At 54.4% G+C, this 23,244-nt stretch carries 21 protein-coding genes, 5 tRNA genes and 1 pseudogene; 10 read left to right on the top strand and 17 right to left on the bottom strand.

Annotation, left to right across the window (positions count from 1 at the left end):
* Positions 1–116: 116 nt before the first annotated feature.
* From modC to ACMV5I_RS24410, 4 genes and pseudogenes are all read right to left on the bottom strand, one after another.
* A pseudogene (gene modC, locus ACMV5I_RS24425) lies at positions 117–1,187 on the bottom strand (molybdenum ABC transporter ATP-binding protein ModC); the annotation flags it as partial.
* Positions 1,188–1,877: a molybdate ABC transporter permease subunit gene (modB, locus tag ACMV5I_RS24420; RefSeq protein WP_024483123.1), complete on the bottom strand. Its 690-nt coding sequence runs from the start codon at positions 1,875–1,877 to the stop codon at positions 1,188–1,190.
* On the bottom strand, positions 1,874–2,647 hold the full coding sequence (modA, locus tag ACMV5I_RS24415; RefSeq protein ID WP_202726986.1) for a molybdate ABC transporter substrate-binding protein: 774 nt from the start codon (positions 2,645–2,647) through the stop codon (positions 1,874–1,876). The genes modB and modA overlap by 4 nt, the downstream gene beginning before the upstream one ends.
* Before the next feature lie 149 nt (positions 2,648–2,796).
* A complete protein-coding gene (locus tag ACMV5I_RS24410) occupies positions 2,797–2,940 on the bottom strand; it encodes an AcrZ family multidrug efflux pump-associated protein (RefSeq protein WP_024483125.1) in 144 nt (47 codons plus the stop codon).
* A 179-nt stretch (positions 2,941–3,119) separates the two neighbouring features.
* Here ACMV5I_RS24410 and modE point away from each other — a divergent pair, with 179 nt between their 5' ends.
* The 9 genes from modE (at position 3,120) to gpmA (ending at position 12,193) form a co-directional block, all read left to right on the top strand.
* Positions 3,120–3,911 (top strand): molybdenum-dependent transcriptional regulator, encoded by a 792-nt coding sequence (gene modE / locus ACMV5I_RS24405; protein ID WP_262187233.1) that lies wholly within the window; start codon positions 3,120–3,122, stop codon positions 3,909–3,911.
* 90 nt (positions 3,912–4,001) lie between these two features.
* A complete protein-coding gene (gene modF / locus ACMV5I_RS24400; protein ID WP_414825480.1) occupies positions 4,002–5,471 on the top strand; it encodes a molybdate ABC transporter ATP-binding protein ModF in 1,470 nt (489 codons plus the stop codon).
* A gap of 120 nt (positions 5,472–5,591) precedes the next feature.
* A complete protein-coding gene (locus tag ACMV5I_RS24395) occupies positions 5,592–6,164 on the top strand; it encodes a cysteine hydrolase family protein (protein WP_414825479.1) in 573 nt (190 codons plus the stop codon).
* A 147-nt stretch (positions 6,165–6,311) separates the two neighbouring features.
* Positions 6,312–7,130, top strand: coding sequence for a lysostaphin resistance A-like protein (locus tag ACMV5I_RS24390; RefSeq protein ID WP_414825478.1), 819 nt, complete (start codon positions 6,312–6,314; stop codon positions 7,128–7,130).
* A gap of 263 nt (positions 7,131–7,393) precedes the next feature.
* The gene (gene galT / locus ACMV5I_RS24385; RefSeq protein ID WP_021180330.1) at positions 7,394–8,443 is read left to right on the top strand and encodes a galactose-1-phosphate uridylyltransferase; all 1,050 of its coding nucleotides are present in this window, start codon (positions 7,394–7,396) and stop codon (positions 8,441–8,443) included.
* The gene (gene galK / locus ACMV5I_RS24380; RefSeq protein WP_414825477.1) at positions 8,443–9,594 is read left to right on the top strand and encodes a galactokinase; all 1,152 of its coding nucleotides are present in this window, start codon (positions 8,443–8,445) and stop codon (positions 9,592–9,594) included. Before galT ends, galK begins: the two co-directional genes overlap by 1 nt.
* On the top strand, positions 9,588–10,631 hold the full coding sequence (gene galM, locus ACMV5I_RS24375; protein WP_414825476.1) for a galactose-1-epimerase: 1,044 nt from the start codon (positions 9,588–9,590) through the stop codon (positions 10,629–10,631). Before galK ends, galM begins: the two co-directional genes overlap by 7 nt.
* Before the next feature lie 187 nt (positions 10,632–10,818).
* On the top strand, positions 10,819–11,157 hold the full coding sequence (locus ACMV5I_RS24370; protein ID WP_024483131.1) for a PsiF family protein: 339 nt from the start codon (positions 10,819–10,821) through the stop codon (positions 11,155–11,157).
* Between the two features lie 283 nt (positions 11,158–11,440).
* Positions 11,441–12,193 carry a 2,3-diphosphoglycerate-dependent phosphoglycerate mutase gene (gene gpmA / locus ACMV5I_RS24365; RefSeq protein WP_024483132.1) on the top strand — a complete coding sequence of 251 codons (753 nt, stop codon included), beginning with the start codon at positions 11,441–11,443 and terminating at the stop codon, positions 12,191–12,193.
* Positions 12,194–12,244: 51 nt separating this feature from the next.
* Here the strand turns inward: gpmA and ACMV5I_RS24360 are convergent, their stop codons facing one another.
* The 3 genes from ACMV5I_RS24360 to aroG form a co-directional block, all read right to left on the bottom strand.
* Positions 12,245–13,279: a M48 family metallopeptidase gene (locus ACMV5I_RS24360; protein WP_202726982.1), complete on the bottom strand. Its 1,035-nt coding sequence runs from the start codon at positions 13,277–13,279 to the stop codon at positions 12,245–12,247.
* Between the two features lie 10 nt (positions 13,280–13,289).
* Positions 13,290–14,468 (bottom strand): YjgN family protein, encoded by a 1,179-nt coding sequence (locus ACMV5I_RS24355; protein ID WP_141131643.1) that lies wholly within the window; start codon positions 14,466–14,468, stop codon positions 13,290–13,292.
* 365 nt (positions 14,469–14,833) lie between these two features.
* On the bottom strand, positions 14,834–15,889 hold the full coding sequence (aroG, locus tag ACMV5I_RS24350) for a 3-deoxy-7-phosphoheptulonate synthase AroG (RefSeq protein ID WP_021180323.1): 1,056 nt from the start codon (positions 15,887–15,889) through the stop codon (positions 14,834–14,836).
* Positions 15,890–16,097: 208 nt separating this feature from the next.
* On the opposite strand from aroG, the gene zitB reads away from it, so the two are divergent.
* Positions 16,098–17,036: a CDF family zinc transporter ZitB gene (gene zitB / locus ACMV5I_RS24345; protein ID WP_414825475.1), complete on the top strand. Its 939-nt coding sequence runs from the start codon at positions 16,098–16,100 to the stop codon at positions 17,034–17,036.
* Between the two features lie 32 nt (positions 17,037–17,068).
* On the opposite strand, the gene pnuC is transcribed toward zitB, so the two are convergent.
* The 10 genes from pnuC to tolB form a co-directional block, all read right to left on the bottom strand.
* Positions 17,069–17,794, bottom strand: coding sequence for a nicotinamide riboside transporter PnuC (gene pnuC / locus ACMV5I_RS24340; protein WP_024530526.1), 726 nt, complete (start codon positions 17,792–17,794; stop codon positions 17,069–17,071).
* A gap of 30 nt (positions 17,795–17,824) precedes the next feature.
* Complete coding sequence (gene nadA, locus ACMV5I_RS24335) at positions 17,825–18,886, bottom strand: quinolinate synthase NadA (protein ID WP_024483135.1); 1,062 nt, start codon at positions 18,884–18,886, stop codon at positions 17,825–17,827.
* Between the two features lie 714 nt (positions 18,887–19,600).
* Positions 19,601–19,676 (bottom strand) — tRNA-Lys (locus tag ACMV5I_RS24330).
* A gap of 77 nt (positions 19,677–19,753) precedes the next feature.
* Positions 19,754–19,829 (bottom strand) — tRNA-Lys (locus ACMV5I_RS24325).
* Between the two features lie 166 nt (positions 19,830–19,995).
* Positions 19,996–20,071, bottom strand: a tRNA-Lys gene (locus tag ACMV5I_RS24320).
* Positions 20,072–20,078: 7 nt separating this feature from the next.
* Positions 20,079–20,154: transfer RNA gene (locus tag ACMV5I_RS24315), tRNA-Val, on the bottom strand.
* A 153-nt stretch (positions 20,155–20,307) separates the two neighbouring features.
* A tRNA-Lys gene (locus ACMV5I_RS24310) sits at positions 20,308–20,383 on the bottom strand.
* A gap of 193 nt (positions 20,384–20,576) precedes the next feature.
* Complete coding sequence (cpoB, locus tag ACMV5I_RS24305) at positions 20,577–21,380, bottom strand: cell division protein CpoB (protein ID WP_024483136.1); 804 nt, start codon at positions 21,378–21,380, stop codon at positions 20,577–20,579.
* Positions 21,381–21,389: 9 nt separating this feature from the next.
* Complete coding sequence (pal, locus tag ACMV5I_RS24300) at positions 21,390–21,899, bottom strand: peptidoglycan-associated lipoprotein Pal (RefSeq protein WP_021805257.1); 510 nt, start codon at positions 21,897–21,899, stop codon at positions 21,390–21,392.
* 47 nt (positions 21,900–21,946) lie between these two features.
* A complete protein-coding gene (tolB, locus tag ACMV5I_RS24295) occupies positions 21,947–23,239 on the bottom strand; it encodes a Tol-Pal system beta propeller repeat protein TolB (protein WP_024483137.1) in 1,293 nt (430 codons plus the stop codon).
* Positions 23,240–23,244: the final 5 nt, after the last annotated feature.

Below are 23,244 nucleotides of genomic sequence, written 5' to 3'. Positions count from 1 at the left end.
CAATCTCTCCCACGGGCTCATAGGCACTAGGGTTAGGGGGAGCTCACCGGCTATCTCCCGATGATCAGTCGGGGATCTTCTCCGCTAAGGCGGAGAAGATCAAGACATAAGGGTTGGGGTGAGGGGCCATCACGGCTGATCGACACGCTCTTGACCTGTGCATACAGCCACTGGCCGGGCCTGATAGCCAGATCGTCACGTGCCCATGGGGTGATGCGCGCCCAGAGGATATTTTCCCCGACCATCAGCTTCACCTCAACCTGCCCTGCCACATCCAGACACTCCACCACCTTGGCGGGCAGAATATTACGGATACTGCTGTTGGCTGGCGGTTGTAGCACTAAAGAAACGTCGGCGGCGTTGATACGAATACGCATTTGGCTGCCCACCGGCGCTTCAATACCGCCGACCCACAGCCGCTGATCGCCTAATGCCAACGCGGTCATGGCATAGCGCGGGTGATGCTCAATCACGCTAACGCTCAACACGCTACTCTGATCTTCACGCTGTAGCCAAGGCCGCAGCGCGCTGCTGGCCCAAACCTCCTCCAACCCGCCGTACGCCCGCACCTGGCCGTGATCCAACACCATCACCTGCTCTGCCAGGCGTAAAATCTCGTCCATGCTGTGGCTGACATAGAGGATGGGGATGTTGACGTCTTGCGCCAGCCGCTCCAGATACGGCAACAACTCACGCTTGCGTGGCATATCGAGCGAGGCCAGCGGTTCATCCATCAGCAACAGTTCCGGTGCGGTCAGCAGCGCCCGACCAATCGCGACGCGTTGTTTCTCACCGCCGGAGAGGGTCAAAGGCAAGCGGTTCAGCAACGGCGCAATCCCCAACAGTTCGACAATGCTGTCAAACTGGCCGCGCATACTGGCCGCCATACCGTATTGCAGATTGCCGCGTACCCGATAATGTGGGAACAGGCGCGCATCTTGGAAAACATAACCAACCCGGCGTTTTTCCGGTGGCAAACAGACACCGCTGGCGGTATCCACCAGCGTGCGGCCATTAAGCACAATACGCCCCTGCTGCACCAGCGTCAGGCCACCGATGGCATTGATCAAGGAGGTTTTACCGGCCCCGGAAAGCCCGAAGATCGCGGTGATCCCCTGAGCCGGCAGATTAGCCTGAACGTTGAGATTGAGATCGCCAAGCTGCTGGGAGAAATCCAGTTCTAACATCTATAAGCCCATACGCTTGCGGCCCCAGCGGGCCAGCCATTCGGAAACCATCAAAGCAGCCAGAGCCAACACGATGGCAATCACGCACAAACGCGCTGCCGCCGCTTCGGCCCCTGGCGTTTCGATCAGGGTATACATTGCCAGCGGGATGGTACGGGTTTCCCCAGGAATATTGGAAACAAAGGTGATGGTGGCGCCAAACTCGCCCAAAGAGCGGGCAAAGGCCAGCACCACGCCAACAATCACACCGGGCAGCGAAAGCGGTAAGGTGATGGTGAAAAACACCCGCCACGGATTGGCGCCCAAGGTGCGGGCTGCCTGTTCCAAACGGGTATCCACCGCTTCCAGCGACATGCGGATAGCACGCACCATCAGCGGGAATGCCACCACCGCCGAAGCCAAGGCAGCACCACGCCAGCTGAAACTGAAGCTGAAACCAAACCAGTTGTACAGCCATTCGCCGATAAAGCCGCGCCGCCCCATGGCGATCAGCAGCAGATAGCCTACCACCACCGGTGGCAGGACTAACGGCAGATGAATAATGCTATCCAACAACGATTTACCGGGGAAATTGCAGCGAACCAGGATCCAGGCCATCAAAATACCCAGCGGCAAACTGCAGATCACCGCCAGGCTGGAGACTTTCAGGCTCAGTTCGACCGCCTGCCATTCATACTCACTTAATATCATTTACGCGGGGTGAATCCATAACGTTCGAAGATAGCCGCAGCGGCCGGTGTCTTCAGGTAATCGTAGAAAGCCGTCACGGCTGGCGTTTGGTGATCTTTAACGATGGCCATTGGGTACTCAACCGGCTTGTGGCTGTCTTCCGGGAAGATGGCAATCACTTTGACCTTGTCGCTCGCCACAGCGTCAGAGCCGTAAACGATGCCCAGTGGGGCTTCTTCACGCTCAACCATGGCCATGGCGCTGCGCACGTTATTAGCCCGCGCCAGTTGAGGTTCCAGCGTGGTCCATGCCCCCAGGTTCTGCAACGCTTCTTTGGCGTAGATGCCCGCAGGAACATGATCCGGATCGCCTACGGACAAGCGGCCACCGTTGAGCAATTTGGCCCAGTCGGTTTGCTTGTTGATAGTGATTTTATCTTGTTTGGCCGATTTGGCGGCGATCAGCACCAGTTCGTTGCCTAACAGGGTATAACGGGTGTCTTTCACCATCTGCTGCTTATCGATGGCGTAATCCATCCATTGCTGATCGGCAGAGATAAACATATCCGCAGGTGCCCCTTGCTCAATCTGGCGTGCCAGCGTTGAGGAGGAAGCAAAAGAGGAGACGACTTCGACGTCTTTGCCTTTCTGGTATTCAGTGGCGATATCTTGTAAGGCGTTGGTCAGCGAGGCTGCGGCAAACACGGTGATTTTCTCCGCTGCAGAAACCTGTGCCACCAGCCCGCAAGCCAAGGCCACACCGCCAACCCAGTTAATCCATTGCTGTTTCATTGTTTTCTCCGCAAGTTAACTCTCATCACATCGCTATGTAAAAAATAATATAACGCAGCGAGAACGATTGTCATGCGGTTTATCGGCAAAGCGAGAGATAACTTGAGAAATACCCGCCAAGAGAGCTCAGCGGGCATTTGGGAGGGGGATTAGCTGCGGTTTTCTTTAGGATGGCCAACTTTGGAGAAGAGGTTAAACACCTCGCCCAAGCCATAAATCAAGCCTAAAATAATGGCCATCACTACCGGCACCATTACCACGGCAAACAACAGACTTTTCAATAATTCTAACATCGTAGCCTCACTTGACTGCTTTAAACCGCTGCGTAGGTTTCACTGTAAACCAAAACGCAGGCGAAAACGCGGTTATTTTACCGACTGCGGGAAATTTGTAACCGGCTAAACGTGCTCAGTTGGCGCTTTGCGGCAAATCGGCGACAATAGCCTGACTTACTGCCTTATAAGGACCCATCATGCAGGCCGAGATCCTCCTTACCTTAAAGCTGCAGCAGAAACTGTTCGCTGACCCACGCCGCATCGCGCTCCTCAAGCAAGTGGTGCATACCGGCTCGATCAGCCAGGGAGCCAAGCTGGCGGGGATCAGCTACAAAAGCGCCTGGGATGCCATCAATGAGATGAATCAACTGGCCGAGCAAACGGTGGTCGAACGCGCTACCGGCGGCAAAGGCGGCGGCGGTGCGCAGGTGACCCGTTATGGCCTGCGGCTGATCCAACTTTACGATCTGCTGGGCCAAATTCAGCAGAAGGCCTTTGACGTGTTACAGCAGGACAATTTGCCGTTGGACAGCCTGCTGGCCGCCATCGCCCGTTTCTCGTTGCAAACCAGCGCCCGCAACCAGTTTTTCGGCACCGTGATTGAACGCGACCACCAGCAGGTCCAACAGCATATCAGCCTGCTGCTGGCCGACGGCCACACCCGCCTGACCGCTGCCGTCACTCAGCAAAGCGCCGACCGGCTACAGTTGACGCCAGGCAAAGAGGTGTTGGCCCTGATTAAAGCGCCTTGGGTGAAACTCAGTACCGATCCGGCTTCGACTGGCCTGGCCGATAACGCGCTGCCGGGTTCCGTTGCCAGCATTCAGCCTGGTAGCGATCACAGTGAGGTTCTGGTGACGCTCAACGGCGGAGAAACGCTGTGCGCCACCGTCAGCAACCAGGAACTGGCGCAGTTGAAACTGAGCGTCGGCACGCCGATACACGCCTTGTTCAACGCCGATCGGGTGATTGTCGCGACGTTGTGTTAAACGCAACGTCACGTTGCAGTATTGCCGATTGACATCTTTTCCGCTTGCGCCTATTTCTAAAGCGAAACATTGCAGAATAGGGATTAGAAGATGTCGTCGTTGCACATTTCGCAAGGTTCATTTCGTTTAAGCGATACCCGCACGCTGGAGCTGGATCGGCTTGATATTCAGTCCGGCGATAGCTGGGCGTTCGTCGGAGCTAACGGCAGTGGGAAATCTGCGCTGGCCCGGGCGCTGGCCGGTGAGCTGACGTTACTGAAAGGCGAACGCCACAGTGATTTTCACCACGTAGTACGGCTCTCCTTTGAGCAGTTGCAAAAGCTGGTCAGCGATGAATGGCAGCGCAACAATACCGACCTGCTCAGCGCGGACGAAGACGACACCGGCCGCACCACGGCGGAAATCATTCAGGAAGAGCACAAAGATCCCGCTCGCTGCGCACAGTTGGCCGAGCAGTTTGGCATCACGCCCCTGCTTACGCGCCGTTTCAAATATCTCTCTACCGGTGAGACCCGTAAAACCCTGCTCTGTCGCGCCCTGATGGCCCAACCCGATTTATTGATCCTCGATGAGCCGTTCGACGGGCTGGACGTCAATTCACGCGCTCAGCTCGCCACCCTGCTTGGCAAACTTTCACAGCAGGGTTATACCGTGGTCCTGGTGCTCAACCGGTTTGATGAAATCCCAGGTTTCATTGAGCAGGTCGGCGTGCTGGCCGATTGCACCCTCACCAGCCAAGGGCCACGGGAGCAGGTGATGGCCGACGCGCTAGTCGCCCAGTTGGCTCACAGTGAAAATCTCAACGGCTTGACGCTGCCAGAAACCGAAGATCCCACCCAGGTCATCAGGCTGCCGGACGATCGGCCACTGATCGTTCTGCGTGATGGCGTAGTGAGCTACAACGATCGCCCCATCCTCAACCAACTCAGTTGGCAGGTTAATCCCGGTGAACACTGGCAGATCGTCGGCCCAAACGGGGCGGGAAAATCCACTCTGCTCAGCCTGATCACAGGCGATCATCCGCAAGGCTATAGCAACGATCTGACGCTGTTTGGCCGCCGACGCGGCAGTGGGGAAACCATCTGGGATATCAAACGCCATATCGGCTACGTCAGCAGCAGCCTGCATCTGGACTACCGGGTCAGCTCCAGCGTGCGTAACGTGATCCTGTCCGGCTTCTTCGATTCGATCGGTATTTATCAGGCGGTTTCCGATCGTCAGCATCAGTTGACCTCGCAATGGCTGGCGCTGCTCGGGCTTGGCGCTATGGGCGATGCCCCCTTCCAAAGCCTGTCCTGGGGGCAACAACGCCTGGCGCTGATCGCCCGGGCGTTAGTCAAACATCCGGCGCTGCTGATCCTCGATGAGCCACTGCAAGGCTTGGATCCGCTAAACCGCCAGTTGGTAAGGCGCTTCGTGGATGTGCTAATCCAACAGGGCTCGACCCAGTTGCTGTTTGTTTCACACCACGCAGAAGATGCGCCGCAATGCATCACCCACCGTTTCTCCTTCATCCCTGAAGGCGATGGCTACCGCTATCAGCAAGACGTCCTGGCTTAACCTACTCGGGATGAGTGCTACAGCGCTCATCCTGGGGACATATCCGGCAACACTTCCTCCATAACGCATCACATTTGGCCTTTTATCATTAAAGGATACAGAGACGTTTTTGGAGAAGGTATGTCCGCCGCGCTGATTATTATTGACCTGATTGAAGATCTGGCTGGTCCTAAAGGGCGGGCGAATCACTGCCGCGAACAGATCGTAACGCGTGATGTGATCGCACACGTCAATGCTGCTGCGGCCTACGCGCGGGTGCGTAAAATCCCGGTGATTTGGTTACGCACCGGTTTTGCCGACAATTACCACGATATTCCCCGACACTCGCCGCTGTTCAATCAGCTCAAACATATCGGCGCGCTGCGTTTAAGTAACGGGGGATGCCATTGGCTGGCCGGTCTGGAGGTAAAAACCGAGGATCTGTGCCTGGAAAAGAAAGGGCTCAGCGCGTTTGCCGGTAACAATTTGTTAGCCTGGTTACAGCAGCATCGCTGCCACCACCTGTTATTGGGCGGTATCAGCACCCCGCTAGCCATTGAGAGCACCGCCCGGCAGGCGCACGATGCGGGCTTACAGGTAACAGTGCTACAAGATCTGTGCGCCGCCCCAACGGAAGAGATCCACCAGCAAAGCCTGGAGACCTTGCAGAACCTTGGGGAGGTTATACGTTCGCAGGCGTGGATGAAGGGTTAAAACCGTTTGCGCACGATTAACTACTGTCCCGACCTTTACTAGCGCTAGCTTGTGCTACTATCCCAATTAGTGCTCATTTAACCAGACATTAACACGCCGGACTTCCGGCATTGAGCGCCGTGTATCTATTTTAAAGGGATAGCTATCATGTGGGGCGTACTTTCGGCTTCGTTGTTTTTTTTGCCATTTAATCGGCTGATTGCCTCGGTAGTATTGGCTGCGGCTGCCGCAATGGGGATTTACCATCATATCCTGACGCCCGTCGGGCTGGGCTATTTGGCTGTTATCGCCATTGCCATCTGGCTTCATCAGCATTATCGCCAACAGCGCAGCATCGCGCTAGCGCTGGAAGTGTTTTTAGTCGCCTGCTCAATCGCGCTGTTTTATCACCTGATACCGGGCTTCAATAACCAATTGATGGTCGATCAGGACAAAGTGGGCCCGATGAGCTCGCTGTATTCCATGTATTACAACTTCGATAAGGCACTGGTGCCCTTTTTGCTGGTAGCCTGCCTGCCCACGCTGTTTAACGCGGGTAAGCCCGACAAACAAGTAGGCATCAGCGCCTGGCTGATCCTGGTGCTCTGTGTACCTGCGGTGCTGCTATTGGCGGTGGCGCTCGGTGGGCTGAAAGTTGAGTTGCACCTGCCCTCCTGGATCCTGGCTTTCATTATGGCCAACCTGTTTTTTGTTTCGATGGCAGAAGAAGCGCTGTTCCGTGGCTATTTGCAGCAGCGTTTGCGCCAGTGGCTGGGTGCCTATCCGGCACTGATTATCACCGCCCTGCTGTTTGGTGCAGCCCACTTTGCCGGCGGCACGTTGATGATGGCATTTGCCACGCTGGCGGGGGTGATTTATGGCTTGGCCTGGATGTGGAGCGGTCGCCTATGGGTGCCCATTCTCTTCCACTTTGGGCTAAATCTGGTCCATTTGCTGTTCTTTACCTACCCGGCTTACCAATATTAGTCCCCTACAGGCTGGCAGATTTCACTGCCAGCCTGCGCCGTGTAATCGCTACCACTTAACCAACCCCGCAGCCTTACCTACCTCAACCGGATTAAAGCCTCAATCGATGTAAGCGATTCCATTTTTCGCGCTAGATCACCTTTTTATCACCGCGACCGTGCTATCTTCTAGCCATTATTTTCCAAAATGCACTCGGCTAAAGTCGGTCACACAGCAGGTGAAAGCGATTACAACTAGCCCCGTCGCGAGATAAAGGAAGCGCAATGCCTGATTTCAATCCTATCGATCATCCACATCGCCGTTTTAATCCCCTTACCGGGCAATGGGTGCTGGTATCTCCGCACCGGGCCAAACGCCCGTGGCAGGGCCAGCAGGAATCCCCCGCTCAGGAAACACTGCCAGCCCACGATCCCGACTGCTTCCTTTGCCCAGGCAACACGCGCGTGACCGGTGATAAAAACCCTGACTATCCGGGCACCTACGTGTTCACCAATGATTTTGCCGCACTGATGCAAGATACCCCGCAGGCACCGGAAAGTGACGATCCACTGATGCGTTGCCAAAGTGCCCGTGGCACCAGCCGGGTGATCTGCTTCTCCCCCGATCACAGTAAAACGCTACCGCAGCTGACGCTACCCGCGCTGGAGCAGGTGATCGCCACCTGGCAGGAACAGACCGCCGATCTGGGGCGCAGCTACCCCTGGGTGCAGGTGTTTGAAAATAAAGGGGCCGCGATGGGCTGTTCCAATCCTCATCCACACGGTCAGGTATGGGCCAACAGCTTCCTACCGAATGAAGCCGAACGAGAAGATCGCCTGCAACAGGAGTATTTCAGCCAGCATCAATCCGCCATGCTGGTGGACTATGCTCAGCGCGAGCAGGCCGACGGTAGCCGTACGGTGGTGGAAACCGAGCACTGGTTAGCAGTTGTTCCTTATTGGGCTGCATGGCCCTTTGAAACGCTGCTGCTGCCAAAAGCGCCGGTACAACGCCTGACCGACCTTAGTGCAGCACAAAGCCGCGATCTGGCCATCGCGCTGAAGAAACTCACCAGCCGCTATGACAACCTGTTCCAATGCTCTTTCCCTTATTCCATGGGCTGGCACGGCGCGCCCTTCAACCAGGCCGATAACCGCCACTGGCAACTGCATGCCCACTTCTACCCGCCGTTACTACGCAGCGCCACGGTGCGCAAATTTATGGTGGGCTATGAAATGCTGGCGGAAACCCAACGCGACCTGACCGCAGAACAAGCCGCTGAACGCCTGCGTGCGGTCAGTGATATCCATTACCGCGAAGCCGGAGTGAAATAATGAGTCTAAAACAACTTACCCAAGCCCTGTTTACCGAACACTTTGGCTACGCACCCACCCTGACGATTCAGGCTCCGGGCCGAGTCAATCTGATCGGTGAACACACCGATTACAACGACGGCTTCGTCCTGCCCTGCGCCATTGATTATCAAACCGTGATCAGCGGAGCTCCACGTAACGATCGCCAGATCCGCGTATTGGCCGCCGATTACGAGAACCAGCAGGATCAATTTTCGCTGGATGAGCCGATCGTCAGCCACGCCAATCTGCGCTGGGCCGATTATGTACGCGGCGTGGTGAAACACCTGCAGACCCGCGATGCCAGTTTTGGCGGTGCCGATCTGGTGATCAGCGGCAACGTCCCGCAGGGCGCCGGGCTTAGCTCTTCCGCCTCACTGGAAGTGGCCGTCGGCCAAGTGTTGCAGGCGCTCTATCAATTGCCGTTGGACGGCGTAGCGCTGGCGCTCAATGGCCAGGAAGCAGAAAACCAGTTTGTCGGCTGCAACTGCGGCATTATGGATCAACTGATTTCTGCGTTGGGCAAGAAAGACCACGCCCTGCTGATCGACTGCCGCTCTTTGGAAACTCGGGCGGTGCCAATGCCAGCCGATGTCGCGGTGGTGATCATCAACTCCAACGTCAAACGCGGCCTGGTCGACAGCGAATACAACACCCGCCGGCAACAGTGCGAAGCGGCAGCTCGCTTCTTCGGCGTCAAGGCGCTGCGCGACGTGAGCCCGGATCTGTTTTTCCCGATCATGCATGAACTTGATCCGATCGTGGCCAAACGGGCGCGCCATGTGATCACCGAAAACGATCGCACCTTGGCCGCTGCCGATGCCTTGGCCGCTGGCAACCTGAAGCTGATGGGCAAACTGATGGCCGAATCGCACGCATCGATGCGTGATGACTTTGCCATCACCGTGCCCCCTATCGATACGCTGGTCGAGATCGTTAAAGAGGTCATTGGCGAGCGTGGCGGTGTGCGCATGACCGGAGGGGGCTTTGGGGGTTGCATTGTGGCCCTGATGCCGCAGGATCTGGTAGAGTCGGTACGTACGGCGGTAGCTCGCGAATATCCATTGCGAACCAACGGCCTGCAAGAAACCTTCTACGTCTGCAAAGCTTCACAAGGATCCGGCCTATGCTGAGCGATAATTCCGCCGTTGCCCCAGACGGCCAGCCCTTTATTCTCACCACCCTGCGAAATGCCGCGGGAATGACTGTCACGTTTATGGATTGGGGCGCAACCTGGCTTTCCGCCGTGCTGCCCTTAAAATCAGGGGAACAACGTGAGTTGCTGCTGGGATGCCAAACCCCGCAGGACTACCTGCATCAGGGAGCTTATCTGGGGGCCACGGTCGGGCGCTATGCCAACCGTATTGCACATGCCAGCCTGAACATTGATGGCAAGCCACACCCGCTGATCGCCAATCAAGGGGAGCATCAGTTGCACGGCGGGCCAAACGGCTTCCACGCTCGCCGCTGGCAGATTGTGAAGCAGGATGAGCAGCAGGTGAGTTATCAGCTCCATTCGCCAGACGGCGACCAGGGCTTCCCTGGCAACCTCGACGTAACGCTAACTTATCGACTCACCGCCGATCACCGGCTGGAGATTGAGTATCAGGCACAGACCGATCGCGCCTGCCCGGTCAATCTGACCAACCATGCCTATTTCAATCTGGATAGCGCAGGCCACGACGCCCGACAACAGCGCTTGCAGCTGTTCGCCGACCGTTATCTGCCCGTAGACGGCGATGGCATCCCCAGTGCCGATCCGACGGCGGTTGCAGGCACCGGGATGGATTTCCGCCAGCCGAAGACCCTGCAGCAAGATTTATTGCGCGACCGCGATCAGCAACGGGTAAAGGGTTACGACCATGCTTACCTGTTGCACGATACCTGCCACGGGTTGGCAAGCCCGGCGGCTCACCTGTGGTCTGCCGACGGCAAGGTCGCGATGACGGTGTTCACCACCGCGCCAGCGCTCCAGCTATACAGCGGCAATTATCTGGGTGGCACACCTGCGCGTGACGGCGGTAGCTACCAAAATTACGCCGGGGTGGCGCTAGAAAGCGAGTTCCTGCCGGACAGCCCGAACCACCCCGAATGGCCACAGCCGGATTGTTGGCTACAACCTGGCCAGCGTTATCAGAGCGCAACGCACTATCAGCTTATTCCTATCTGAGCCGCCACGCCCCTTGTCACGCGGTAAGGGGCTTAATTGTTATAATTGCTTACATTGCCCACCTAGGCCGTTACCTTTCCTTATTGCCAACCCCGCACTAGAATCAGGCTACCGTGGTATGCACAAGCCCGTGAGTGATATCACAATTTTCGGCCTGCTGGCCGTTCAATAGCTGAAGGAACACCTAATGCGTCTGATCACTGCACTTCCATTACTGGCAGGTTTACTGCTGAGCACCAATCTGATGGCTGCCGACACCGCAGCAAAAACGCCTTCTCCGGCGCAGGCTGCCCAGCAAAAACGCATGACCGATTGTAATCAACAGGCTACCACCCAATCGCTGAAAGGTTCTGACCGCACCACCTTCATGAGCACCTGCCTGAAGGCCGAAGGCCACCATACCGAGAAGGCCCTGACGCCGCAGCAGCAGAAGATGAAAGACTGTAATGCCGACGCCGCTAAAAAGAGCCTGAAAGGTGACGAGCGCAAAACCTTCATGAGTAGCTGCCTGAAAAAAACCGCCTGATCGCATTAACGCTGTGGCGCGAGTGAATAGCTCTCATTCGCGCCCTTCGACCAGCCTGAACGATTCAGCTTTTTCCTTTGCCCCCCTCTTACCTTGCGGCCAAAAATTGGCTATGGTTAACACTATGCCCAGTGGCAGTAAGGGTTAGACAATGTCGCATGTCGTACGAAACCCTCGACTTTTAGTGGATATATTCACGGGTATATCGATTGCCGAGTAAGTAGCAGCGGAATATAATGATATTCGTTATCATTAAACCTTCAGATTATTAAGGAGTTAAGCTATGGCTGTAACTAAGCTGGTTCTGGTGCGCCACGGCGAAAGCCAGTGGAACAACGAAAACCGCTTCACCGGTTGGTATGATGTCGATCTGTCCGACAAAGGCCGTACCGAAGCAAAAGCAGCGGGCAAGCTGTTGAAAGACGAAGGCTTCTCTTTCGATTTCGCTTACACCTCCGTACTGAAGCGTGCTATCCACACTCTGTGGAACATTCTGGACGAGTTGGACCAGGCCTGGCTGCCTACCGAAAAGTCCTGGAAGCTGAACGAACGCCATTACGGCGCGCTACAGGGTCTGAACAAGGCTGAAACCGCAGAAAAATACGGTGACGAGCAGGTCAAGCAATGGCGCCGCGGCTTCGCAGTCACCCCACCAGAGCTGACCAAAGAAGATGAGCGCTACCCGGGTCACGATCCGCGTTATTCGGCGCTGAGCGACAAAGAGTTGCCGCTGACCGAAAGCCTGGCGCTGACCATCGATCGCGTTATCCCTTACTGGGACGAAGAGATCCTGCCACGCATCAAGAGCGGCGAGCGCGTGATCGTCGCGGCTCACGGTAACTCCCTGCGTGCGCTAGTGAAATATCTGGATAACCTGAGCGAAGACGAAATCCTCGAGCTGAACATCCCAACCGGCGTGCCGTTGGTGTATGAGTTCGATGAGAACTTCAAGCCAATCAAGCGTTACTACCTGGGTAATGCCGATGAGATTGCAGCCAAAGCTGCGGCCGTCGCCAACCAGGGTAAAGCGAAGTAAGTTTTCGCCCCTGAAAAGCAACAAGCCCCCGGTGTTGAGCCCGGGGCTTTTTTATTGCTCTTTGATCCTGGCCGCTTCGATAGCCTGCAAACGCGCCTGCATCTCTGGATGGGTACTTAACCACTCCGGCACCTCTAGTGCCACGGTTGACGTACTTGCCGCCTGTTGCAATGCGCGGTAAAGATCTTCCATCGCCAATAACGAACGTCCCTGGCGTTGCATTTCTGCGATTGCCCAGTCGTCTGCCTCACGCTCCACGCTGCGGGAGAACTGCATTTCATGCATAAATGAGGCTGATTGCAGCAAGGTATCACCAATGCCACTGACATCGCCGGTCATCCACATAAACGTCAGTGCCACCAGGGATGAACGCACCACCATGCGCATGGGATGACGGTACGCATGATGCCCCATTTCATGGAGCATCACCGCAGCCAGACCGTCGTCATTGGTCGCCAACTTGGCCAGATCGTCGGTGATCACCAAAGTCCCGTCAGGTAACATGAACGCATTGGCAACCTCTGGCACCGCCAGTAATTTCAACTTGAGCGGAGTGCGCTCATGCCGCATCTGCTCCGGCATCACCTGCAGGAATAGCTTCTGTATCGCCAGCTGTTTCTCGGTGGGCAATTGCGACGGCTTGAAGCCACTGGTTTGCAGGAAATCGAGCGTATGTTTACCCAGCTTCTGTTCGGCCGCAGTAGGAATGCGCATGGCGATTTCACTGCTCGCCCAAGGGAGAACCAGGAAAACATAAACCAGGGTCAACAGAACGGTTAGCAACAACGTCAGCAACACGCCACGCTTATAACGCTCTAAGCGGTGCACCAACCCCGGTGAACGGCGTTGATAAAACCACTGGCGGAATAATGCATCATCGGCGGGCACAAACCTGCCACCGTCTGGGAAGGTCAGGGTCAGCGGAATGCGACCCAATGACTCGGAAACGGTAATTTGCGCTAAAGAAAAATAGCGATGTTCGCCATCATATTGCAGCGTTACCCCATCGCCCATATCGTTTAACAGCAGCCGGGCCGCCTGTTGGGCGGCCCGGCCAGGGCACTGATAGTGTCCTTCAAGGATCATCAGTCTTTACTCAAAAACTGGTGCCCAGATCGAGCGCCTGTACGGCTTCTTCAGCGATAGCGGTATTAGCCGTATCGTGATGAGCCTGTACCGACAATAGCGACAGATCGCCTTCAACCTGAGTTGACTCAGCAATATAGCGAGCATGACGTACATGGGCCACCGGGGCTGCAAGGCCCAATGAGAACACGGTGATCAGGCTGTTGGTGATCAACAGTCCCATATACGGCAGAGTCTGCATGGAAGAACGCAGTTTAACCTCGCCTTGCAAGGTGGTTTGGTTAAATACGTAGTTACGCTGAGCGACAACCATATAACTGCTGGATACCATCACACCTAGCAACAGCACCAACATCATCATGAACAGGCTACCAATATTATTTGCCATCTGGGCTTGCAGCATTGCATCGGACATACCGCCAAACAGCGCCATTTGGAATAAGCTGACAAAGAACGAGCCAACCAATACCAAGGCGATGACCAGGAATGGCAAGAAGATCAGCAGGCTGAACAGCGCAATCTTAATGAACTCCGCTTTCTTGAATTTGGCCACAAATGGTGAAGTGCCAAAACGCAGGTTGTTCACATACAGATCATGTTGCAGGGTCGCCAGGATACCATTGATTGCGGCCAGCATCGGCACAAACAGGATGACCGTAATAGCTGCCAACACAATGATCGCAGTCGGGCTGCCCAGACTGCTGCCAATCACACCCAATACGATCATAACCGCATACAGACCAATCACTAGCAGTATCGGGCAGAACAGTAATACCCAGTAGGCGCGCCCGGTTTGGCATAAGTAATTGAAGCGAACACCACGATAGCTAGACATAATCGCGTTATAACGCCAGCTACGGATAATAATCCAAGGGATCAACGCAAGGAGTGCCAGCATGGCTACCATGCCAAGCAATGGGTTGATAAATAAAAGAATATAGAACAGGATCACGGCGCCGATCACCAGCAGACGGCCCTTGAGGATTTGCATTGGCTGCGCGTGGTAATCAAAGCGGTCGCCATTCAATTCGGTATTGCCATAAAAATAACGACGACGACGCACCGTTGCCCAAGCTGAGTATATTCCCAACGTAATAGCCGTCAGTAATATGTTAACCAGCCAGATTGCGAAATACTCCCCACCCGTACCACGAAAATAAATTTGATGCCGAGAACTATTGTTTTCCATCAGCTATTCATCCTGAAATTAAAGTCATTCACCATCATGCCCTTATTTTTAGATTGGGTATTTTGGTTGTAAAAAACGCATCATCATAATCATACCGTGCGGCAAGAGCAAATTGTGTTTAACGAGTAACAGTTACGCAAGATGAAAACCGCGGCGGGCCAAATAAGATGTTTCCTGGAAATAAAAAGTATAGCCGGTAACACCGACTTATTATCATCAGAAAAGGCCCAGCAGAACGAGGAAAGCTCTACAAAATTAGTATAACGTCAGATTTTGTTCTGGTGATATTGTTGCATGAGGCATTTCTTAAAACCACACTAAACTTGGCCCCGCAGCAATGCTACAGGGCCACAAACACGGTTAGCTTATCGGCTACGGCGCGCCTTCACCGCTGCGGCCAGATCGCGCAGTACGGTTTCGGTATCTTCCCAGCCAATACAGGCATCGGTCACGCTTTTGCCGTAAACCAGCGGCTCGCCGCTTTCCAGGTTTTGATTTCCTTCCACCAGGTGGCTTTCGATCATCACCCCGATAATGGCTTTTTCACCACCACGCAGTTGCTGGCAAACGTCCGCGTTCACCTCCAGCTGTTTTTTAAACTGCTTGCTGCTGTTGGCGTGGCTGAAGTCGATCATCACCTGTGCAGGTAAGCCCGCTTTGGCCAGACCCTCTTTCACTTCTTTCACATGGGCCGCGCTGTAGTTTGGCTCTTTGCCGCCACGCAGAATAATGTGGCAGTCGCCATTGCCGCTGGTGTTAACAATCGCGGAATGACCCCATTTGGTGACGGACAGGAAACAGTGCGGTGCGCCTGCGGCATTGATAGCATCGATCGCGACCTTGATGGTGCCGTCGGTGCCGTTTTTGAAGCCCACCGGGCAAGACAGGCCAGAAGCCAGTTCACGATGCACCTGGGATTCCGTGGTGCGTGCGCCGATAGCTCCCCAGCTCATCAAATCTGCCAGGTATTGCGGAGTGATCATATCAAGGAACTCGCCCGCAGCAGGCAAACCGCCGTCATTGATATCCAGCAGCAGCTTACGCGCCAAGCGCAGGCCTTCGTTAATCTGGAAGCTGTTATCCATCTGCGGATCGTTGATCAGCCCTTTCCAGCCAACGGTGGTACGTGGTTTTTCGAAATAGACCCGCATCACCACTTCCAGCTCACCGTTGAGCTCCTGGCGCAGGGTCATCAGGCGCGCGGCATACTCTTTCGCCGCTTTGGTATCGTGAATGGAACAAGGCCCAATCACCACCAACAGGCGATCGTCATTGCCACGCAGGATGTTGTGGATCGATTGGCGAGCCAGTGACACCGTCTCTGCTGCCTGAGCCGAAGCCGGAAACTTTTCCAACAGGGCCACTGGCGGCAGGAGTTCCTTGATTTCTTTAATACGTAAGTCGTCGTTTTGGTAATTCATCACTTTTCCATTCGGTATCGGGTGTATCGCACAGCGCGTAGAGTAGATTTTACCAATCTAGCTTGTGAGGCTGGCGCTGTAAATCACCTTTAGATCCCATAATCGCTATCGGCAAATATTCAGCTCTCTACCAAGGACGCCTATAATGAGCTAAGTAACGGCCAAACTTAGACTTTGGCACCCGACAAATTTTGCAAAAGGATAAGTAATGTCTGGAGCTTCCCATGTCCATCAGCCTAAAGACGGCAACAGTAAGCGCCTACTAGCCGCATTTTTAGTCACCACCCTGTTCATGGTTGTTGAGGCCATTGGCGGATTACTTTCTGGCTCACTGGCGCTGCTGGCAGACGCCGGGCATATGCTGACGGACTCCGCAGCCCTGCTCGTCGCGTTGATGGCGGTGCACTTCTCACAGCGAAAACCCAACGCCCGCCATACTTTTGGCTATCTGCGCCTGACCACCTTGGCCGCCTTTATCAATGCTACCGCATTACTGCTGATCGTCGTATTCATCCTGTGGGAAGCCGTACGGCGTTTCTTCGAACCACAGCCAGTGATGGGTACCCCAATGCTGGTGATCGCCGTAGCGGGTCTGCTGGCTAACCTGTTCGCCTTCTGGCTGCTGCACCGCGGCAATGAAGAGAAAAATATCAACGTGCGTGCCGCCGCCCTACATGTTCTTGGCGACCTGCTCGGCTCAGTCGGGGCGATCGCAGCAGCCATCATCATTCTCACTACCGGCTGGACCCCCATCGATCCGATACTCTCGGTCCTGGTTTCCTGCCTGGTATTGCGCAGCGCCTGGCGCCTGCTGAAGGAGAGTTTCCATGAACTGCTGGAGGGAACACCGCAGGAGGTAGATATCAATAAACTGCAAAAGGATTTGTGCCTGAATATTCCGGAAGTGCGTAACATCCATCACGTGCATGTCTGGCAGATTGGCGAACAAAAGCTGATGACGCTCCACGCCCAGGTGATCCCACCCCACGATCATGACGGTCTGTTACGCCGCATCCAGGCCTATTTGCTGGAGCATTACCAGATTGGCCATGCGACGATCCAGATGGAGTACCAGCATTGTGATACCCCTGACTGCGGCATTGCGAGTGACCACTCACACTCCGGCCATCTGGGGCATCATCATTAACATCCAGGGGTGCTTGTTGCGCCCCTGGCGTACTAAGGTGCTGAAGAAAGCGGTTGGGAGTGATTCTTCGCGGCGCTGCGTATCCATAGCCAAGAGCCATTGAGCGCAATCAGCGTCAAAATGACGTATTCCAGCGCCATGGCGTACACGCCCTGGTAAGCAAAGATCGCCACGCTGATCACATCAATCACTACCCACAGCAGCCAGTTTTCGACGTATTTTCGCGTCATAAGGATCATGGCGACGATAGACAGCACCATCATGGCAGAATCCCAGAACGGGAAAGCGTCCGGTTGCAGTTCTGGCATCTGTACGTTAAGACCCAGCCCCTGCATGACCGCCACCGCAATTTGTGTCAGGTAGGCAAATACCCGGTCGATATTAAACGTCATCAACGCGATACCAACCACGCACACCGCCCCCCATGCCAATGCTTTAGGCAGTGGCAACCAACGGATCTGCAATTCCGCCTGATTATCCTGCGTCTGGCGGCTCCAGGCGTACCAGCCGTAAATATTGGCCACGAAGAAAAACAGTTGCAGCAACAGGCTGGCGTACAGTTGGATCTGGAAGAAGATCACCGCAAACAGCGTGACGTTGATCAGCCCAAACAGATAGTTGATGATTTTCTCTTTGCTGGCATACCAGATACAGAGTAAACCAAACAGCGTACCGATGGCCTCAATCCACGACAGGTCATACCCCCCTGCACCAATCGGAATATGGACCAGAATGTTGCCAGTGCTGAAAAAGCTCATATGTCTTCCTTATAAAACGTCAGCCTGGATTCAGGCGTTGCCTTTAACCTGCATTTTCAACTGCGCTGCAAAGTCCAGCATGCGGTTGAGCGGAATAAGCGCCTGCTCACGCAGTGCGCCATCAACAAAAATCTCATGCTGTGAACCGCCTTGTTCCAACCCTTCGGCAATGGCCTTCAGGCCGTTCATCGCCATCCACGGGCAGTGGGCACAGCTGCGACAGGTGGCCCCCTCGCCGGCAGTAGGGGCTTCAAACAGTTCTTTATCCGGACAAGCTTGCTGCATCTTGTAGAAGATACCGCGATCGGTGGCCACGATCAGTTGCCGGTTGGGCAAGGTTACCGCCGCCTGGATCAGTTGGCTGGTCGAACCGACGGCATCAGCCAGATCGACAATCGCCTGCGGTGACTCTGGATGCACCAGTATCGCGGCCTCCGGATATAGGGCTTTCATACGTATCAGTGCCTGGGTTTTAAACTCGTCATGCACGATACAGGCCCCCTGCCAGCATAGTACGTCTGCGCCGGTCTGCTTCTGCACATAGTTGCCCAGATGGCGATCCGGCGCCCAGATGATTTTCTCCCCCAGGCTATCGAGATGTTCAATCAGCTCAACGGCAATGCTGGAAGTGACCACCCAATCGGCACGCGCTTTGACGGCGGCGGAAGTATTGGCGTAAACCACCACTGTCCGATCAGGATGGCTGTCGCAGAACGCGGCAAACTCCGCCTCAGGACAACCGAGGTCCAGCGAGCACTCGGCATGCAGCGTTGGCATCAGCACCTGTTTTTCCGGGCTGAGGATTTTGGCCGTTTCCCCCATAAAACGCACGCCAGCAACCAGCAAAGTAGACGCAGGATGTTGGCTGCCGAAACGCGCCATCTCCAGTGAATCGGCGACACAGCCACCAGTCTCTTCGGCCAGTGCCTGGATCTCCGGATCGGTGTAGTAATGGGCTACCAGGACCGCATCACGCTGCTTGAGCAAGGTTTTGATCTTCTGCCGATAAAAAGCCTTCTCTGCGACGTCTAACGGCACCGGTTTCGGCGGGAATGGATATATCGCCGCATTGACATCAAACATTTCACTCATCGCTGTTATCTCTATGCTAGGCTGTGGGTCTGCTTTTTAGGCTGTATCTTGCCGCTTGCTCAACCGCTTCGTTTTATATACTAAACAAAATACCTAATTTTTGGCTAAAAGTCGCTGAACATTTCTTTTTTTGGCTTTATTTGTTTATTAGATTGAAAATCTCGGATTACAAAAGGGAGCGGCGGCTGGCAATACACAGGCTGAGCAAAGTAGGGGCGCTGCATGCTGCGCCCACCTGACCGATAAATTGGCGAGATTAAGTGTTGAGGAATTAAAGGCAAGTTAGACGGGAGTACGATTCAAGAACTGGTGGGTCTGGCAGGATGACCGGCTGCCGCCGTTGTCTCGCAAGCGAGACTCGAACCTGAGCGCAGGATCTCACCTACACGACTGGTTCAATATGCGATTTTATTGCTGGGATTTTATTACTGAGAATTCTTTAAGATGGTGGGTCTGGCAGGATGACCGGCCGCCGCCGTTGTCTCGCAAGCGAGACTCGAACCTGAACGCAGGATCTCACCCGCACGACTGGTGCGATATGGTGCGCTGGAGTTTAGTACTTTGGAATTTTTAAGATGGTGGGTCTGGCAGGATGACCGGCTGCCGCCGTTGTCTCGCAAGCGAGACTCGAACCTGAGCGCAGGATCTCACCTACACGACTGGTGCGATATGCAATTTTATTGCTGGGATTTGATTACTGAGAATTCTTGAAGATGGTGGGTCGTGCAGGATTCGAACCTGCGACCAATTGATTAAAAGTCAACTGCTCTACCAACTGAGCTAACGACCCACTGATGTGGTTTACTGCTGAACCGCGTTAGCAACGAGAGGGACTCGACTGCAATGCTTTACCAATTCATCAAGAATTGGTGGGTCGTGCAGGATTCGAACCTGCGACCAATTGATTAAAAGTCAACTGCTCTACCAACTGAGCTAACGACCCACTGACGTGGTTTACTTCTTAATACGAGAGCAACGAGGAAGGACTCGAATGCACATAATGGTGGGTCTGGCAGGATTAACGGCTATTGCCGTTGTCTCGCTTCGCTCGGCTCGAACTTTTAACGGTTCTCATCCTCACGATTTGACTCACAAATAAATCTTAAAAATGGTGGGTCGTGCAGGATTCGAACCTGCGACCAATTGATTAAAAGTCAACTGCTCTACCAACTGAGCTAACGACCCACTGTAGTGGTGGGTGATGACGGGCTCGAACCGCCGACCCCCTCCGTGTAAAGGAGATGCTCTACCAACTGAGCTAATCACCCACTGTCGTGGTTACTACTCCACTCATAACCAATTCACTATGAATTGGTGGGTCGTGCAGGATTAGCGGCCATGCCGTGGTCTCCCTACGGTCGGCTCGAACCTTTGACGGTTCTCATCCTTCACGATTCCAGCTTTACCAACCCATTAAGAATTGGTGGGTCGTGCAGGATTCGAACCTGCGACCAATTGATTAAAAGTCAACTGCTCTACCAACTGAGCTAACGACCCACTGATGTGGTTTACTACTAATTTCCTAGCTGCTTTAACATCTTGCAAGTTGTCTTGGCAACGGCGGCATATATTACTAATTTATCTCAGCAGCGCAACCTAAATTTTGGCGCAATAGGTTCAACTGCTTGTTCTTCACGCGAATGAGCCCAGAATTCGGTCAAATCGACTAACTTCTGGGCTCGATTTTTACTTACAAACTCGCTTCGCGTTTCTTGGCCTGCTTGGCCGCATCGCTGGTCGGGTACGATTTGATCACCTGCTGGTAAACGGCTTTGGCTTTATCAGCCTGCCCTTTTTCCTGCATGATCACCCCAACTTTATACATTGCGTCCGGCGCCTTGGGTGATTTTGGGTAACTCTTAACCACCACTGCATAATAGTATGCCGCGTCTTCCTTCTTACCCTTGTTGTAGTACAACTGGCCCAGCCAATAGTTGGCATTAGGCAGGTAATTGGATTTCGGATACTGCTTTATGAAAGCCTGAAAAGCGGAGATCGCCTGGTCATACTGCTTTTTTTCCAGCGCCAGTGAAACAGCGGCGTTGTAGTCGCTGTTTTCATCGCCCGTACTAGCCGCAGCGGCTGTCGCACCCGCAGGAGCGCTGCCAGCGCCGTCAGAAGACGCCGCGGCGGCTGTACCACCTGCGGCCCCTGCTGCTGCACCAGCGGAATTCTGTGCGCCACCCTGGCTAAGGCTATCCATCTGTTGATAGATCTGTTTCTGGCGTTCAACTACCTGATTCAACTGATACTGACTTTCCTGGATCTGCCCACGGAGCGTATCGATATCGCGTTGGTTGTCAGAGAGTTGTTGCTGGAGTTGGTTCAAAAGCTGGCCCTGAGCATTACTGATACGCTCAAGTGATGTGACACGGTCTTCGACCGAGCCGGACCCGACATTACTGATTGGCGCTTGGGCAGTAGCGGCCCATGGGACCGCTACGCCAACCAGTAACGCCAGACTCAACAAGTGACGTCTGAAGTTACTGTTCATGCGATTCTCTTAGTAAACCAGAACGGCACGACGGTTTTTAGCATAGGCTGCTTCGTCGTGGCCCAGTACTGCTGGTTTTTCTTTACCGTAAGAAACGATAGAGATTTGGTCAGCAGAAACGCCTTTGCCTTGCAGGTACATTTTAACTGCATTAGCACGACGCTCACCCAGAGCGATGTTGTATTCTGGCGTGCCGCGCTCATCCGCGTGACCTTCAACAGTCACTTTGTAGGATGGGTTGTTACGCAGGAAAGCAGCATGCGCATCCAGCATCTGAGCGAACTCAGAGCTGACGTCATATTTGTCCAGGCCGAAGTAAACAATGTTGTTACGTTGCAGTTCTTGCATCTGCAGACGTGCTTGTTCTTCAGAAGACAGGTTGCTGCTGCCGTTTTCTGTACCAGTGCCAGCGCCCATACCGGATTGATCGTTATTAGCGCTTTTGTTAGAACTACAAGCTGCTACAGCCAGAACTGGCAGTGCCAGCAGAAGCCCTTTCAGCACTTTGTTCAGTTGCATTTCTTTGATCCTTTTATAGTTTTTGCCATACATATTTTAAACATGCATCACAGATACGGCGACCAGGCAGGGAATTTGACCTGTCCATCGGTTGCCGGAAGACGCGCTTTGAAGCGCCCATCAGTCGATACCAACTGCAGCACGGAGCCCATACCTTGCGTGGAGCTATAGATCACCATGGTGCCGTTTGGTGCGATACTAGGCGTTTCATCCAGGAACGTGTCCGTTAACATTTGAACGGCTCCCGATCCGAGATCTTGTTTGGCGATATGCTGAACCCCATTATTGGAGCTCACCATCACCAGGAATTTACCGTCGAAGCTGACATCAGAGTCCTGATTCTGGGCACCTTCCCAGGTCAGACGCTGTGGTGCGCCGCCGTTGGCACCAACCTTATAAATCTGTGGGCGACCGCCCTGGTCAGAGGTATAAGCCAGAGATTGACCATCTGGGAACCAGCTTGGTTCGGTGTTGTTGCTACGACCATCGGTGATCTGGCTGATTTGGCCAGAGCCCAAGTTCATCACGTACAGGTTCAGGCTGCCAGTTTTAGACAGCGCGAATGCCAAGCGGCTACCATCTGGAGAGAAAGCAGGAGCACCGTTGTGACGTGGGAATGAAGCTACCTGACGGATAGCACCATCAGACAGATTCTGGATCACCAGCGCAGATTTGCCGCTCTCAAAGGTCACGTAGGCCAGTTTGCTGCCATCCGGCGACCAGGCTGGTGACATCAGTGGCTCTGGTGAACGATGCACTGGAACCTGGTTATAGCCATCGTAATCCGATACGCGCAGCTCGTACGGGAATTTCCCGCCGTTGGTCTGCACCACGTAAGCGATACGGGTACGGAATGCGCCCTTGATACCGGTCAGCTTCTCAAATACGCCATCACTGGCGGTATGAGCCGCATAACGCAGCCACTGTTTGGTCACTTTAAACTGGTTTTGTGCCAATACGGTGCCAGGCGAACCTGAAGTATCGACCAGTTGGTAGGAAACCAGATAGCTGCCGTCGGCACCAGGCTGAACCTGGCCAACCACTACGGCATCGATGCCTAGCGCAGTCCAGGCCGCTGGCGTTACTTCAGACGCGGTGGTTGGCTGCTGCGGCATACGTGCCACATCAATCGGGTTGAATTTGCCACTGTTACGGAGATCTGCGCCAACGATCTGGCCAACATCTTCCGGTGGCGTGCCTGGGCCCGCCCATTTAAACGGCACCACGCCAATTGGACGAGCAGAGTCGACCCCTTGGGTGATTTCAATGCGAACTTCCGCGTGCAGCACGGATGCCCACAGAACAATAAGACCTAACGCTACTCGAAATGCCTGCTTCATCTCAT

Source organism: Serratia sp. T13T92 (assembly GCF_047530105.1).
GTDB lineage: Bacteria > Pseudomonadota > Gammaproteobacteria > Enterobacterales > Enterobacteriaceae > Chania > Chania fonticola.
The sequence above is the reverse complement of the archived record's forward strand: the minus strand, read 5'-3'. Positions and strand labels throughout refer to the sequence as shown.

What these genes read in the sequence shown, in the direction of transcription:
- modB (WP_024483123.1), bottom strand. Translation starts at nt 1,877, where the DNA reads ATGATATTAAGTGAGTATGAATGGCAGGCGGTCGAACTGAGCCTGAAA.
- modA (WP_202726986.1), bottom strand. Translation starts at nt 2,647, where the DNA reads ATGAAACAGCAATGGATTAACTGGGTTGGCGGTGTGGCCTTGGCTTGC.
- ACMV5I_RS24410 (WP_024483125.1), bottom strand. Translation starts at nt 2,940, where the DNA reads ATGTTAGAATTATTGAAAAGTCTGTTGTTTGCCGTGGTAATGGTGCCG.
- modE (WP_262187233.1), top strand. Translation starts at nt 3,120, where the DNA reads ATGCAGGCCGAGATCCTCCTTACCTTAAAGCTGCAGCAGAAACTGTTC.
- modF (WP_414825480.1), top strand. Translation starts at nt 4,002, where the DNA reads ATGTCGTCGTTGCACATTTCGCAAGGTTCATTTCGTTTAAGCGATACC.
- ACMV5I_RS24395 (WP_414825479.1), top strand. Translation starts at nt 5,592, where the DNA reads ATGTCCGCCGCGCTGATTATTATTGACCTGATTGAAGATCTGGCTGGT.
- ACMV5I_RS24390 (WP_414825478.1), top strand. Translation starts at nt 6,312, where the DNA reads ATGTGGGGCGTACTTTCGGCTTCGTTGTTTTTTTTGCCATTTAATCGG.
- galT (WP_021180330.1), top strand. Translation starts at nt 7,394, where the DNA reads ATGCCTGATTTCAATCCTATCGATCATCCACATCGCCGTTTTAATCCC.
- galK (WP_414825477.1), top strand. Translation starts at nt 8,443, where the DNA reads ATGAGTCTAAAACAACTTACCCAAGCCCTGTTTACCGAACACTTTGGC.
- galM (WP_414825476.1), top strand. Translation starts at nt 9,588, where the DNA reads ATGCTGAGCGATAATTCCGCCGTTGCCCCAGACGGCCAGCCCTTTATT.
- ACMV5I_RS24370 (WP_024483131.1), top strand. Translation starts at nt 10,819, where the DNA reads ATGCGTCTGATCACTGCACTTCCATTACTGGCAGGTTTACTGCTGAGC.
- gpmA (WP_024483132.1), top strand. Translation starts at nt 11,441, where the DNA reads ATGGCTGTAACTAAGCTGGTTCTGGTGCGCCACGGCGAAAGCCAGTGG.
- ACMV5I_RS24360 (WP_202726982.1), bottom strand. Translation starts at nt 13,279, where the DNA reads ATGATCCTTGAAGGACACTATCAGTGCCCTGGCCGGGCCGCCCAACAG.
- ACMV5I_RS24355 (WP_141131643.1), bottom strand. Translation starts at nt 14,468, where the DNA reads ATGGAAAACAATAGTTCTCGGCATCAAATTTATTTTCGTGGTACGGGT.
- aroG (WP_021180323.1), bottom strand. Translation starts at nt 15,889, where the DNA reads ATGAATTACCAAAACGACGACTTACGTATTAAAGAAATCAAGGAACTC.
- zitB (WP_414825475.1), top strand. Translation starts at nt 16,098, where the DNA reads ATGTCTGGAGCTTCCCATGTCCATCAGCCTAAAGACGGCAACAGTAAG.
- pnuC (WP_024530526.1), bottom strand. Translation starts at nt 17,794, where the DNA reads ATGAGCTTTTTCAGCACTGGCAACATTCTGGTCCATATTCCGATTGGT.
- nadA (WP_024483135.1), bottom strand. Translation starts at nt 18,886, where the DNA reads ATGAGTGAAATGTTTGATGTCAATGCGGCGATATATCCATTCCCGCCG.
- cpoB (WP_024483136.1), bottom strand. Translation starts at nt 21,380, where the DNA reads ATGAACAGTAACTTCAGACGTCACTTGTTGAGTCTGGCGTTACTGGTT.
- pal (WP_021805257.1), bottom strand. Translation starts at nt 21,899, where the DNA reads ATGCAACTGAACAAAGTGCTGAAAGGGCTTCTGCTGGCACTGCCAGTT.
- tolB (WP_024483137.1), bottom strand. Translation starts at nt 23,239, where the DNA reads ATGAAGCAGGCATTTCGAGTAGCGTTAGGTCTTATTGTTCTGTGGGCA.